The 13,320-nt window shown below is 43.2% G+C and carries 14 protein-coding genes; all 14 read left to right on the forward strand.

Features of this window, described 5'->3' with window-relative positions:
• Positions 1-281: hypothetical protein (locus J7M13_02765; protein MCD6362910.1), on the forward strand; the 281-nt coding region annotated here is incomplete at its 5' end.
• A complete protein-coding gene (gene fhcD, locus J7M13_02770) occupies positions 274-1,155 on the forward strand; it encodes a formylmethanofuran--tetrahydromethanopterin N-formyltransferase (GenBank protein MCD6362911.1) in 882 nt (293 codons plus the stop codon). The genes J7M13_02765 and fhcD, both read left to right, overlap by 8 nt.
• Positions 1,156-1,974, forward strand: a complete 819-nt coding sequence (locus J7M13_02775) for a formylmethanofuran dehydrogenase subunit C (GenBank protein ID MCD6362912.1) — start codon at positions 1,156-1,158, stop codon at positions 1,972-1,974. It begins immediately after the preceding gene.
• A complete protein-coding gene (locus tag J7M13_02780; protein MCD6362913.1) occupies positions 1,962-2,918 on the forward strand; it encodes a methenyltetrahydromethanopterin cyclohydrolase in 957 nt (318 codons plus the stop codon). The genes J7M13_02775 and J7M13_02780 overlap by 13 nt, the downstream gene beginning before the upstream one ends.
• On the forward strand, positions 2,890-3,765 hold the full coding sequence (locus J7M13_02785; protein ID MCD6362914.1) for a RimK family alpha-L-glutamate ligase: 876 nt from the start codon (positions 2,890-2,892) through the stop codon (positions 3,763-3,765). The genes J7M13_02780 and J7M13_02785 overlap by 29 nt, the downstream gene beginning before the upstream one ends.
• Positions 3,735-4,607: a triphosphoribosyl-dephospho-CoA synthase gene (locus tag J7M13_02790; protein MCD6362915.1), complete on the forward strand. Its 873-nt coding sequence runs from the start codon at positions 3,735-3,737 to the stop codon at positions 4,605-4,607. The genes J7M13_02785 and J7M13_02790 overlap by 31 nt, the downstream gene beginning before the upstream one ends.
• Positions 4,604-5,797: a nickel pincer cofactor biosynthesis protein LarC gene (gene larC / locus J7M13_02795; protein ID MCD6362916.1), complete on the forward strand. Its 1,194-nt coding sequence runs from the start codon at positions 4,604-4,606 to the stop codon at positions 5,795-5,797. Before J7M13_02790 ends, larC begins: the two co-directional genes overlap by 4 nt.
• The gene (locus J7M13_02800; GenBank protein MCD6362917.1) at positions 5,790-6,686 is read left to right on the forward strand and encodes a saccharopine dehydrogenase NADP-binding domain-containing protein; all 897 of its coding nucleotides are present in this window, start codon (positions 5,790-5,792) and stop codon (positions 6,684-6,686) included. The genes larC and J7M13_02800 overlap by 8 nt, the downstream gene beginning before the upstream one ends.
• Positions 6,687-6,692: 6 nt before the next feature.
• Positions 6,693-8,030, forward strand: coding sequence for a PTS mannitol transporter subunit IIABC (locus J7M13_02805; GenBank protein ID MCD6362918.1), 1,338 nt, complete (start codon positions 6,693-6,695; stop codon positions 8,028-8,030).
• Complete coding sequence (locus J7M13_02810) at positions 8,017-8,571, forward strand: flavoprotein (protein ID MCD6362919.1); 555 nt, start codon at positions 8,017-8,019, stop codon at positions 8,569-8,571. Before J7M13_02805 ends, J7M13_02810 begins: the two co-directional genes overlap by 14 nt.
• 6 nt (positions 8,572-8,577) lie before the next feature.
• Positions 8,578-9,918 (forward strand): ATP-dependent sacrificial sulfur transferase LarE, encoded by a 1,341-nt coding sequence (gene larE, locus J7M13_02815; protein MCD6362920.1) that lies wholly within the window; start codon positions 8,578-8,580, stop codon positions 9,916-9,918.
• 97 nt (positions 9,919-10,015) lie between these two features.
• On the forward strand, positions 10,016-10,699 hold the full coding sequence (locus J7M13_02820) for a rubredoxin (GenBank protein MCD6362921.1): 684 nt from the start codon (positions 10,016-10,018) through the stop codon (positions 10,697-10,699).
• A gap of 11 nt (positions 10,700-10,710) precedes the next feature.
• A complete protein-coding gene (locus J7M13_02825; protein MCD6362922.1) occupies positions 10,711-11,880 on the forward strand; it encodes an FprA family A-type flavoprotein in 1,170 nt (389 codons plus the stop codon).
• A 20-nt stretch (positions 11,881-11,900) separates the two neighbouring features.
• Positions 11,901-13,187 (forward strand): hydroxylamine reductase, encoded by a 1,287-nt coding sequence (hcp, locus tag J7M13_02830; GenBank protein MCD6362923.1) that lies wholly within the window; start codon positions 11,901-11,903, stop codon positions 13,185-13,187.
• Positions 13,188-13,320 lie beyond the last annotated feature (133 nt).

Below are 13,320 nucleotides of genomic sequence, written 5' to 3' on the forward strand. Positions count from 1 at the left end.
TAGTCTTATATGCTAAGAAAGATGATGTTGCTGATACTCTATCAAGCGTAAGGTATCTTTTAAAGGAAGGAAAAATAGTTGTTAGGGATGGTAAGATAGTTGAGGCGGATTCTATCGGTAGGATCATAAGAGTAGACACTGGCTTAGATGATAGTGCTTTAAGCGGTGAGATCATAGACCTTTTTGACAGGTTCTATTCTATAAGTTTTTCCAACTACAAGGTAGAAAACGCTTATCTTAAAAGAGAGGAGGTAATCTCCTGTGGTGTTTCAAATGGATAAAGTGAGGGATACCTTTGCGGAAGCGTTTAAGATGTATGGTGCTCGGGTAATTATCACCGCTATTAACGATAAATGGGCTCTGGAGTCTGCGAGGTCATTTACCGGGTTTGCTACTTCAGTTATAGCCTGTGGTTGTGAGGCAGGTATAGAGAGAATCTTATCGCCGGATGAGACTCCGGATGGTAGGCATGGCGTAAGCGTCCTTATATTTGCGATGTCGAGAAAAGCACTTGAGGACCAGCTTTTAAGGAGGATAGGTCAATGCGTTTTAACCTGTCCAACAACAGCTTGCTTTAATGGTCTTGAGGCTGATGAAACCCTTCCTATTGGAAAAAGCATAAGATATTTTGGCGATGGCTTTCAGATGAGCAAGTTTCTTAACGGTAAAAGGTACTGGCGTGTACCAGTGATGGAGGGAGAATTCTTAATCGAGGAGAGCTATGGAATAAAGAAAGCTATAGGCGGTGGGAATATACTGATTCTCGGTGATAGCGTTGAAAGCGTTCTCGAGGTGGCTGAGAGGGCGGTTAGCGCTTCACGGGAGGTAAAAGACGTGATTCTACCCTTCCCTGGGGGCGTTGTAAGAAGTGGAAGTAAGGTTGGTTCTAAGTATAAGTTTCTTAAGGCGTCCACTAATACCGCTTTCGTTCCTCAGCTTCGTGCACATACCTCTGCTGACCTTCCGAAAGGGGTGAAATCGGTCCTTGAGATAGTTTTCGATGGCTTGACACTGGAAGCAATTAAGGAAGCGATGAGAGTTGCCATTGAGTCAGCCTTGGAGGTTAAGGGCGTAATAGAGATAAGTGCTGGAAACTACGGAGGGAACTTGGGGCAGTATAAGATTTACTTAAGAGAGCTGTGGGAGGGATCTTAAATGCTGGTGCTTACGCTTAAGGAGAACCTATCGGTACCATTAGAGGCGGAAAGCATAAGCGTAGATATTTTTTTCGAGAAAAAATCGATAAGTGATATAGCTAAACTTCCGGTTTTTTACGGTAGGGATGGGTATGAGCTTGGAGACTTCTTTGATATAAAGGGTTCTATCGATGATGCTAAGATCTTGATAGAGGGAGATTTGGGTAAGGTAAAGAGAATAGGAAAAGGCATGTCTTTTGGTGAAATAGAGATACATGGAGATATAGGCATGCATCTCGCTGAGGGTATGAAAGGGGGAAAAATATCTGTTAGGGGTAGCGTTTCTGACTGGATGGGCTGCGGAATGTCGGGAGGGATTATAAGGGTTGATGGAAATGTCGGAAATTTTGCGTGTGCCTCTGCGTGGGGAGAGAAGAAAGGCATAACCGGCGGGGTTGTTTTCATAAATGGATCGGCCGGCGATGATCTGGGAAGGAGAATGAGAAGGGGAACCATTTTCGTTATGAAAGATGCTGGAGATTTCACAGGGTGTGGAGTTATAGCCGGTACCATATTCGTTATGGGAAAGGTGGGCAAAGGATTAGGAGCGGAGATGAAGAGAGGAAGCATAGTTCTTCTTGAAGAGCCATCTTTCCTGCTACCATCTTTCCGCTATAGTGGAGAGTTTAAGGCTCCTTTTATCAGTCTTTATGTGTCTTTCTTTGAAAGGGAGTTTTCGGTAAAGCTTCCTGAGAAGCTAAAGAATGGGTATTTTAGAAGATATATGGGAGATTTTCTTCAGCTTGGAAAGGGGGAAGTGCTTATATGCTCAAGCTAAACGGTAGGGCTTGGAAAATACTTGAACGCTTAGTGGAGGAAAGCGATGTTCTAAGGATCCGGGTTCATCGCTCTGAAAAGGGAGCGTTATTGATCGATGCGGGAGTTAAGTGCACGGGATCACTGAAAGCTGGCTTGCTGATTTCCGAGATACTTCTTGCGGGTTTGGGGGAGGTTAGATTGATTTATGAGAATGGCATTCCTCAGATCCAGGTTCTGACCGATCAGCCCCTTTATGCATGTATGGCCTCGCAGTATGCAGGCTGGCGCATCTCGATGGGAGATTTTTTTGCTCTGGGTTCTGGGCCTGCGAGGGTCCTGGGCAGTGAGGAGCCTCTTATTGAAGAATTTGAATGGAATTTTAGAGAGGAAAAGGCGGTTATCTTTCTTGAAACGCGAAAGTTTCCTACAGCTGAGGTTATTGAATACATAGCGAGCTCATGTAAGGTTTCTCCTGAGAATCTTGGTGTAGTTTTTGCCCCAACGGGAAGTCTTGTTGGGGCAGTTCAGGTAGTTGCCCGTGTTGTTGAGACGGGTATTCATAAACTTCACGAGTTGGGGTATGACATTTCAAAGATAGTTTCTGGCATGGGGGTTGCTCCTCTGCCACCACTTGGTGAAGATGATCTTGAGGCTTTGGGAAGAACGAACGATGCAGTTATATATGGTGGTATAACTACATATTTCTTGAACGATGATGCGGATTTATCCGAGTTCGCTGAAAGAGTTCCATCTTGTTCCTCAAGTAGCTATGGATTGCCCTTTTTAGAGATATTTAAGAGAAGCAATTATAACTTTTATGATATAGATCCCCTTCTTTTCAGTCCTGCAGAGGTCAATCTCGTTTCTCTGATCACAGGGAAAACTTTTAAGGCGGGACGCATCAGTAAAAGCTTGATCAATAGATCTTTCGGTTATGAAGCTGGGAATAATAAGCTCGGGTAGAGGATGGCAGAGCGAGGAGCTCGGTAGATCAGCGCGAAGGAGAGGCTGGGATGTCGATTTTCTTTCTCCTCGAAGGTTTTCAGTGTTTCTACCTGATCTTTCCATTGGGAACGATACTAAGTCTCTTCAAGACTATGATGCTTTTCTCGTCAGGGTAATACCGTTTGGATCTCTCGAACAGATCGTTTTTAGGCTTGATGCTCTTTACGCTCTTGAGATGATGGGAAAACCCGTGGTAAACTCTGCTTTCACTATAGAAAGAACCGTTGATAAGCTTTATACTTCTATGGTTTTGTCGAAAAACGGTATTCTCACGCCAAAGACTGTCGCTGTGGAGAGATTTTCTGAAGCTATGCGCTGGTTTAAGCTGCTTGGAAGAGACGTTGTTGTAAAGCCACTTTTTGGTTCTAATGGCTTAGGTATAATAAGAGTGGATAGCGAAGATTTAGCGCATAGGATCTTTAGAAGCCTTGAGCTTGGAAGATATGCTTTCTACATTCAGGAGTTTATCCCTCATAGATGTCAAGACATTAGAGTTTTTCTCGCAGGTGGAAGGATAGTATCTGCAATGATGAGAAAGGGCATTTCCTGGAAAACTAATATCCACCAAGGTGCGATTCCCATACCCTGGGAGGTTCCACATGATATAGCAGAGCTCTGCCTTAAGATAGGAAAGCTGTTTAAGGCAGATTATCTCGGAGTAGATCTACTCTTTTCGGAAGATGGTGCCTTATATGTCTTGGAGGTTAACGGAATACCTGGATGGAGGGGATTACAATCCGTGACGAAAGAAAATATAGCAGATGCCATTCTGGATTGCGTGGAAGGGAAATTAAACTCCTTATAGCCAAATGTGCTCAGCTCGCTTGTCTTCTCGAGGTGAGCTCACCCAAGCCGGGTAATGTATATCCCTTTAGGAGGTTTCCTGAGATGGGATATGAGGATTTTCTAATAGCTGCTATAAATCTTGGATGTGCTTTATGCGATTATGTTGATGAGCTTCGCGTTGGCGAGCTCGTTTATAGAGTGGTAAAATCTACATATATGGAAACTGGTGTGAACGTTAATCTCGGTATAGTTCTTCTTCTCGTGCCTTTAGCCAAAGCATGCTGGCAGATGAAGGAGGGGAAAAAGCTTCGTTCCTCTGTAAGAAGGGTCTTAGACTCACTAAGCGTTGATGATGCGGCTTGGGTTTATAAGGCTATAAGGATGGTATCTCCGGGAGGAATAGGAGAGTCGGATAAAGCAGATATAAGACGAGATCCGGATATAACTCTTAAGGAGGCGATGTTTATAGCAAGCGGGAAGGACTCCATAGCTTATGAATATGTATCTGGCTATGAAAGGTCTTTTGAGCTTGTCTATCCGCTTATAAGTAGATTTAAGGAGGAGGGTTTAAGCTGGGAGGATTCTATAGTTGAGGCGTACCTTAATCTGCTTGCTGAAGTTCCAGATACACTGATAGCTCGAAAATATGGTATGGAGGTGGCTAAAGAGGTTAGTAAAAGGGCTGCTGAAATTCTGATGTTAGGAGGGGTTAGGACTCAGCGAGGTAAAGAGGCAATTAAAAAATTTGATGAAGATCTGCGTGGGGGTAGCAAGAAGCTGAATCCTGGGACTTCCGCCGATTTAATCACCTCAGGACTAATGATCTATTTATTGAAGAATAAGGGAGGGATTTCTGCATGAGAATAGCGTACGTAGATTGCCATTCAGGTGTTAGTGGTGACATGCTTCTTGGGGCTTTGATAGGAGCCGGCATAAAACCAGAAGAGCTAAAAAAGCGTCTCTTAACGCTTGGCGTTAGGTTTGATCTCGAGGTAAAAAGCGTTTTTAAAAAGGGCATACGTGCTATTAAGGTAGATGTTCTTTCGGAGGAGGAAGGGCATGTTCATCGTAAACTCGGTGATATAAAACGGATGATTACTGGTTCAGATCTTCCTGAAGAGGTGAAGAGGAAAGCTATCTTTATTTTCGAACTCATAGCGGAGGCTGAAGCAGAGGTTCATGGCTTATCTATGGAGGAAATTCACTTTCACGAAGTTGGAGCTGTAGATTCTATCGTGGATGTTGTGGGTACCGTACTCGGCTTTTACATCCTTGGAATAGACAAGGTGATATCCTCACCAATTAATGTTGGCAGGGGATATGTTGCTACCGCTCATGGGCTTCTTCCTATTCCTGCGCCTGCAACATCAATATTGCTTGAGGGAATTCCGATTTATTCAGATGGCACAAAGGGGGAACTGGCTACTCCTACAGGTGTGGCTGTATTGAAGGTTTTGTCAGAATGCTTTTCGGATATGCCGTCGATCAGACTTGAGAAGGTTTCATTTGGAGCGGGTAGCATGGATCTTCCTATACCAAACGTTCTTAGGCTCTTTATAGGGGAGCTTGATGATTGGATGGGTGAAATAGATGAGGTCATCCTGCTCGAGAGCGATATCGATGACAGTTCTCCTGAGATCTTGGGATCCGCGGCTGAGGAGTTGTTAGAAAGAGGAGCCCTCGATGTTTCTCTGGTTCCAATATACATGAAGAAGAATAGACCTGGAATACGCCTATCCGTGTTGGCGAGGGAAGAGAAACTGTGGGAGATTCTTAAAAGCATTTTCTTGCTGACCACGACGCTGGGAATTAGATTTCAGCGTGTTAGAAGGTACAAGCTTTCAAGGGAGACACTGGAAATCGATGTTGGTATGGGTAAGGTAAGGGTTAAACTGGGAAGAATGGGAAGTAGATTATTGAATCTGGCTCCTGAGTTTGAGGATTGTAAAAAGCTATCTGAGGAGAGAGGTATTCCATTAAAGTTTGTTTATAAGCTTGTCTGGGAAAAATTGGGTGAAAGAATAAAGAAGGAGGTGCTTGAAAGTGGGTAAGAAGGTTGTGTTCTTTTTCAGCACGGATAGGTACCCAAGTCCATTTGATGCTCTCGTTCTCTATGACGCTGGTGCGGATGCGGTCTTTCCGTGTGGTGGAATCGAGCTCGAGGATGTGAAGGATCTTGTTATGGATGCGATGTTTCCACGGGGCCCCAAGGGAATTGTTGATACCACCATATTTATAGGGGGCAAGGATGTGGCAAAGTGTGAGGAAATACTTAAGGTCGTGAAGAAGACGATGTTTCCGCCTTTTGAAATGGCAGTTGCTTTCGATCCAGCGGGTGCGTGCACTACGTCTGCAGCGCTTGTCGCTAAAGTAGCTCAGGTTGCAAGGGAAAAATTAGGCCTGTCTCTTTCCAAGTCTAAGATAACCGTTCTCGCCGGTGCTGGCAATGTGGGATCAAGAGCCGTTCATCTTTTTGCGAAAGAGGGAGGAAGCGTGGTGATAGCAGATATAGCTGAGGCTGTTGCCAAGAAGGTCGCGAAAGAGGTTAATGAGAAGGTGGGGAAAGAGGTAGTTCAAGTGGCGTTCCTAAAAAAGGATGATGAAAAGACGATTTATGAGGCCTGCAAAGATGCGGACATCGTGGTTTCAACTGCACCTCCTGGGGTAAGGACTCTTCCTCAAAGCGTTTTAAAGAAACTTGCTAAGTGTAAGCTTGTAGCGGATATAAACGCGGTTCCTCCTGAAGGCATAGAGGGGATAAAGCAGAATGCTGATGGAGACGAAATAATTCCGGGTGTTAGGTCTGTTGGGCCTTTGAGCGTAGGAGTGATTAAGCTGCAGGCAGAGCTTAAACTTCTTAAAGAAGCGATGGAGGCTAAGAATGGCATATTTGGACATGAGGAAGCTTATGATCTCGCAAAGGAGTTGGTTGGGCTTTAATTTAACATGGGGGGTAAAATCATTTTACTCACGGGCAGGCTTGCAGAGAAGCCTCTTCGCAGAATAGTTCAAGGAATAGATGGGGTGGAAGTTATTTCGCTTAATATAGGCGTTGCAGCCTTCATGACAACGAATTTTATACTCAGACACTATAAGCCATCTCCTGATGTTTCCAAAGTTCTCGTTTCGGGGATGTGCAGGAATGTGGATGTTAGGATTCTGAGCGAGACTTGGGGGTGCGAAGTAGTGAAGGGGCCTCAGGATCTAAAGGATATCCCGGCTTTTTTAACTGGAAAATCACCGGAGAAAAGGGAGCTCGATAGATATGATATAAAGATATTTGCCGAGATAGTGGATGCCCCTTTGCTTTCCTTGAGTGAGATATTAAGGATGGCTGAATATTATCACAGATGTGGGGGGGATATAATAGATCTTGGCTGTATACCCGGTGAGGTCTATGAGGATGTTGGTAAAGTGGTTTCGGCTTTGAAAAAGGAAGGATACTTAGTGAGTATTGATACCTTTGAGGAGAAGACCATAATGATGGCTGATGAAGCGGGAGTAGATTTTATATTAAGCCTTAATAGCCGAAATATGAGTCTTGCTAAGGATATAAATGCCTGCCCGGTAATAGTTCCGGACTTTGACGATCTTACCTTAGAGTCTCTCAAAAAGAACGTTGATGTTTTTAGAGAGCTTGCAGGTGAAAGGGAGTATATAATAGACCCTGTAATAGAACCTTTTAACGTCAGGTTCGTTGAATCTATAGTCAGGTATCGCGATGCGAGAAAGATGTTTCCAGGAATAAGCATGCTCATGGGAATAGGTAATCTAACTGAGCTAACGGATGCAGATAGCCCTGGTATAAATATGGCTTTAACATGCATGGCGCAGGAAGTTGGAGCAGATTACGTTTTAACTACAGAAGTTATAAATTGGGCTAAGGGGAGCGTAAAGGAAGTTGATATAGCGCGGAGAATATCATACTTTGCCTTTAGAGAGAAATTGCCTCCTAAGCATGTGGATTATTCACTTGTTGTTCTAAAGGACCCACCCTTTGAAACCTTTTCTTTAAGCGATTTAATTGAGATGCAGAGAGAGACAAAGGATAGAAATTGGAGGATATTTTTGACTGATAAGGGGCAAATTTGCGTTTTTAATAGGGAAAAGCTTATCGTTGGTGATAATATAAGAAATATCTTTGAGGAAATGAATGTGGATAACCCGGATCATGCTTTTTACTTAGGGAGGGAGCTTTACAAAGCTAAGCTTGCGCTTAGGTTAAATAAGAGATATGTTCAGGATCAGCCATTAAGGTGGGGATATATAAATGTCGATGACTAAAAAAATAGCGTGGGGTATTACGGGAGCGGGTGCTTTCTTGAAAGAAAGCGTTGAGCTTCTTCTGACCTTTCCTGAAGATCTTATTGACGTATTTCTGTCCCGTGCGGGGGAAGAAGTGCTCAAAATGTATGCTTTATGGGATATGATCTCCTCCAAGCGCAAGATTTTCCTTGATAGAGGAGCAAGTTATCCCGTTTCCGGAAGGTTTTCGCTGGGGGTTTATTCGCTTCTTGTTATAGCTCCCGCTACTTCCAATACCGTAGCCAAGATGGCTTATGGAATAGCCGATACGCTTATAACCAATTTATTTGCACAGGCTGGTAAAGCAGGAGTGCCTTCGGTTATCCTCCCAACGGATGTTGATGATATTATGGTTTCTGAATCTCCTTCTGGTGATAAAATAACCCTTAAGAGGCGGAAGATTGACGAGGGAAACATACTTAGAATTAAAAGTATGAATATGGTTGAGGTTGTTAGCTCAATAGAGGAGCTCAAAAAGGCGATCGCTCGAATTCCTCCCAAATCTTTCCACGGTATCTAAAGAGGAATGAAATTAGTAATAGCTACAACAAATCAGGGTAAGTATAAGGAAATAAAGGCTTTCCTTGATGGGAAAATACCCGGGGATGTAGAGCTGTTATCCTTAAGAGATTTTCCCGCTGTTCCTGATGTTGAGGAGAACGCTAAAACGGTTAAGGGAAACGCTCTAAAGAAGGCTTTGACTTATGCGAGAGTTTTAGGCTATCCAGTTATAGCGGAGGATTCAGCTCTCGAAGTAGATGCATTGGGTGGAAAACCCGGCGTTTTTTCAGCTCGCTATGGCAGAAACGATGTGGAAAGAATCAGCAGACTTCTGCGTGAACTTAATGGCGTGCCATTAGAGAAAAGAACTGCTCGTTTTAGGTGCATTATGGTATTGGCTCTTCCCTCGGGTGAGAAATTCATATCTCAGGGAGTTGTTAACGGGATCATACTCGATTCACCGCGTGGTAGCGGAGGTTTCGGGTATGATCCCGTTTTTTTATACCCTCCGTTTGGTAAAACTTTTGCTGAAATCTCCCCCGCGGAAAAGCTTTCTGTTAGTCATAGGGGAAAGGCGCTCAGTGGCATCTTGAAGTTTATTAAATTTGTTTATCTCGGGGAAATTCTTAGTTCTATGGGTCGTGTTGCGGTTTCTTTCTCCGGGGGAGTGGATAGCTCCTTCCTCGGTTTCTGCGCTAAGATGTTTTCCCCTGATCCAGTCCTTCTTTTTATTGATACCCCTTTGATTTCGGAACAATCAAGATTAAATGCTTTTAGAATTGCTCAAGATCTGGGCATAAGGCTCTTTAAGGTTGATCTTGATTTGCTCTCTATTGAGGAACTTAGGGGAAACGGCAAGCTAAGATGCTACCATTGTAAAAGGGCGATGTATACCCTCTCTCGCAGCTGGGCAGAGAGAAGAGGATTAATTATTCTTGATGGTACAAATTTTTCAGATCTGAGTGAGGATAGACCTGGTTTAAGAGCCCTTAAGGAGCTTGAAATAATTTCTCCACTTAAGATGGCTAAGTTTACAAAGAATGAGATTAGAGAGCTTGCCCGTTTTTTTAAACTTTTTTTCTGGAATGAACCATCGAGTACCTGTCTTGCAACGAGGGTGCGTACCGGTATTCCCATAGTTCCCTCTATCCTGAGACGGATTGAGAGAGCGGAGGCATATCTTAAGCTTATTGGGTTTAGTGTTGTCCGAGTTAGGGTGGATCTTCCGGGATTTTGCAGGATTGAAATAGGCCAAGAGGAACTTAAGAAGGCTCTTAATAGTCGTTTGTTATCTGAAATAGCTTTGGAGCTTAAAAAGGTGGGATTTAAAAGGGTTTCGCTCGATCTTGAAGGATATGGAGTGTAATGATTATAAAATGTAATAATTTCATATTTGAGAGATTCGGAATATTGATGTATAATTTTTCTGAAAGCTTTGGTTTAGAGAGGTGATTTTTCCTGATATGAATTCTAAGGCATTTTATAAGTTGAGCTATGGGCTGTATGTGGTTTGCTCAGTTAAGGAAGGAAAACTTAACGGTCAAATAGCCAATACCGTTTTTCAAGTTGCTAATAATCCTCTCCTTCTTGCTGTTAGCTTGAATAAGAAAAACTTGACCCATGAATACATCAAGCTAACAGGGGTTTTCTCCGTATCCGTGCTTTCCAAAGATACGCCTTTAAGGTTTATAGGACATTTTGGCTTTAGGTTAGGAAGAGATTTTGATAAGTTTTCCGAAGGAGGTTATAAATATACCATAGGAAAGACAGGCGCTCCTGTAATTTTAGATAATTCTCTTGCTTTCTTCGAGGCTGAGCTGATAAAGAATATGGACCTTGGAAGTCATACCCTATTTATAGGTAGAGTTCTGGAGACTGATTTCATTAGAGAAGGGGAGCCAATGACCTATGCCTACTATCATGAGATAAAGAGAGGTGAGATTCCAGAGGTGGCTCCCTCTTATGTTAAAGAGGAGGTGAGAAGGTTGGCTAAGTATAGGTGCATAATATGCAACTATGTCTATGATCCTGAAAAAGGAGACCCGGATGCTGGAATCAAGCCTGGGACTCCGTTTGAGAAATTACCGGATGATTGGTTTTGCCCCGTTTGTGGAGCGGGGAAAGACCAGTTCGAGAAGGAGGAGTGATTCATTTGAGCCTGCCCAGAAAGATAAGGGACGCGGTTTATTCGGTTGGTGCTATAGATTGGGATAGAAGACTATTCGATGAGTTAATACCCTTGCCGGATGGAACGAGCTATAACTCCTATCTTGTTATGGGTAGCGAGAAAACTGCGTTAATAGACGCGGTTGATCCCAAGTTTAGGAATTCACTGTTAACTAACCTTGAGGAACTGGGAATTAAGAAAATAGATTATATGATAGCTAATCATGCTGAGCAGGATCATTCAGGCACTATCCCTGATATTCTCGAAATTTATCCGGAAGCAAGGGTAGTCTGCACGGAAAAGTGTAAGGGTATTCTCGTAGATCTGCTTCATATTTCTGAGGATAGATTTATCGTGGTTAAAGACGGGGATACTATATCGCTCGGAGATAAAACCCTTCGTTTCATTCATGCTCCGTGGGTTCATTGGCCTGAAACTATGCTGACCTATCTTGAAGAAGATAAGATACTATTTAGCTGTGATCTTTTTGGATCGCATTTTGCTACCAGTGATCTTTACGTCAGCGATAAGTGCTTGGTTTATGAAGCTGCCAAGCGGTATTACGCGGAGATAATGATGCCCTTTAGGAGCCTTATAAGAGGGCATTTGAAAAAGGTAAAAGAGCTTGATCTGAATATCATAGCTCCAAGCCATGGTCCCATGTATGATGATCCTAACTTTATTATAGAGGCTTATGAGGATTGGGTTTCTGATAAAGTTAAAGATGAGGTCGTTTTAGCATATGTGTCTATGCATGGCAGTACTAAAGCCATGGTAGATTATTTCGTTAAGGCTTTGATAAGAGAGGGCTTAACGGTCAAGCAGTTTAACCTCACGGTTAGCGATATAGGTGAGCTTGCCATGGCGCTCGTTGATGCCTCTACTTTGGTTTTGGCCTCTCCTACCGTTCTTGGGGGACCCCATCCTTCCGCCGTTTATGCGGCTTATCTTGCCAATGTCTTAAGACCCAAGCTTAAGTATATATCCTTTATAGGTTCTTATAGCTGGGGAGGGCGAGCGCTTGAGGTGATCAAAAACTTGCTTTCGAACCTAAAGGTTGAGTTTCTTGAACCCGTTGTTATAAAGGGTCTGCTGAGGAATGAGGACTATGAGAAGCTCGATAGATTGGCAAGAGATATATCTGAGAGGAGGGGAGAGTAATGGCTATTCCGGAGTTTAAAATGTTTTGTTATCAGTGTTCTCAAACTGCTATGGGTAAAGGATGTACGGTATCTGGAGTTTGTGGAAAGGTTCCCACAGTGGCGAGATTGCAAGATAATCTCATATACGCCCTTAAGGGAATTTCAGCTTATTATTATCATGCTCGGGAGCTTGGCTATAAAGATGAGGAGATAGTTTATTTCCTTGGGGAAGCGCTTTACTCTACTCTTACCAATGTGAACTTCGATGCCGAAAGCTTTGTTGAGTTTGCTTTGAAGGCGGGTGAGATGAATCTCCGAGTTATGAAACTTCTTAAAAAGGCTCATATAGAAAGTTTTGGAGGGCCTCGCCCTGCGGAGGTCGAAACGGGGACGCGTAAGGGCCACGCGATAATAGTCACAGGGCATAACCTAAAGGCGCTTGAGGAGCTTCTAAAGCAGGTTGAGGGGAAAAATATTTATGTTTATACTCACTCTGAAATGCTCCCAGCCCATGGATATCCGGAGCTCAGAAAATACGAAAACCTTGCGGGTAATCTTGGCAAGGCATGGTTCGATCAAAAGGAGCTGTTTGATAGGTATCCTGCTGCTATATTGGGGACATCAAATTGCGTTCTGCTTCCTAAACCATCATATAAAGATCGTTTCTTTACCACGGGAATAGCGAAACTTCCCGAGGTTAAACACATAGATGGATACGATTATTCTCCCGTTATAGAAAAAGCGCTTTCTCTACCTGAGCTTGAGGAAAAGCCTGGGGATTATAAGCTTAAAACGGGATTTTCTAAAAGCACCGTTCTTTCTCTGGCAAATAAAATAAAGGATCTTGTTGAGGAAGGCAAGATAAGGCGTTTCTTCCTGGTGGGTGGGTGTGATACGCCGTTGAAAAAATCCTCTTACTATAGGGAGTTTGTGCAAAAATTGCCAAAGGACACTATTGTCTTAACCCTTGCTTGTGGCAAGTTTAGAATAAACGATCTTGACCTTGGCGAGATAGATGGTATTCCAAGGCTTATAGATCTCGGTCAGTGTAATGATGCCATAGTTGCGATTGAAATAGCGCAGGCTCTGGCTGATCTTTTCGGAGTTGGAGTTAATGATTTACCCCTTACCTTCGTTATAAGTTGGATGGAACAGAAGGCAGTGGCTATATTATGGACCTTGTTGTATCTTGGCATAAAAGGCATCTATCTGGGACCGATTTTGCCCGCTTGGGTAAACGATGATATACTCTCGATTCTTAAGGAGAACTACGATATCAGACTTATAGGTGATCCCGAAGAAGATATAAAGGAAATGCTGTCTTAAACTCGAGGATTTCCCATTTTTTTGCTATATTTAGGAGGTCTATGCCTCTGCCGAAGGAGGTGTAGACCTCCATTTTTGATTTATATAATTTATTTTTGTACAAGGAGGTGTAGATTTTAAAGATGAGAGGAAA

The sequence above is a fragment of the Synergistota bacterium genome (assembly GCA_021159885.1).
Lineage (GTDB): Bacteria > Synergistota > GBS-1 > GBS-1 > GBS-1 > AUK310.

Excerpts from the sequence above, each read along its gene's own strand:
- fhcD (MCD6362911.1), top strand. The coding sequence starts at position 274 with ATGGATAAAGTGAGGGATACCTTTGCGGAAGCGTTTAAGATGTATGGT.
- J7M13_02775 (MCD6362912.1), top strand. The coding sequence starts at position 1,156 with ATGCTGGTGCTTACGCTTAAGGAGAACCTATCGGTACCATTAGAGGCG.
- J7M13_02780 (MCD6362913.1), top strand. The coding sequence starts at position 1,962 with ATGCTCAAGCTAAACGGTAGGGCTTGGAAAATACTTGAACGCTTAGTG.
- J7M13_02785 (MCD6362914.1), top strand. The coding sequence starts at position 2,890 with ATGAAGCTGGGAATAATAAGCTCGGGTAGAGGATGGCAGAGCGAGGAG.
- larC (MCD6362916.1), top strand. The coding sequence starts at position 4,604 with ATGAGAATAGCGTACGTAGATTGCCATTCAGGTGTTAGTGGTGACATG.
- J7M13_02805 (MCD6362918.1), top strand. The coding sequence starts at position 6,693 with ATGGGGGGTAAAATCATTTTACTCACGGGCAGGCTTGCAGAGAAGCCT.
- J7M13_02810 (MCD6362919.1), top strand. The coding sequence starts at position 8,017 with ATGTCGATGACTAAAAAAATAGCGTGGGGTATTACGGGAGCGGGTGCT.
- larE (MCD6362920.1), top strand. The coding sequence starts at position 8,578 with ATGAAATTAGTAATAGCTACAACAAATCAGGGTAAGTATAAGGAAATA.
- J7M13_02820 (MCD6362921.1), top strand. The coding sequence starts at position 10,016 with ATGAATTCTAAGGCATTTTATAAGTTGAGCTATGGGCTGTATGTGGTT.
- hcp (MCD6362923.1), top strand. The coding sequence starts at position 11,901 with ATGTTTTGTTATCAGTGTTCTCAAACTGCTATGGGTAAAGGATGTACG.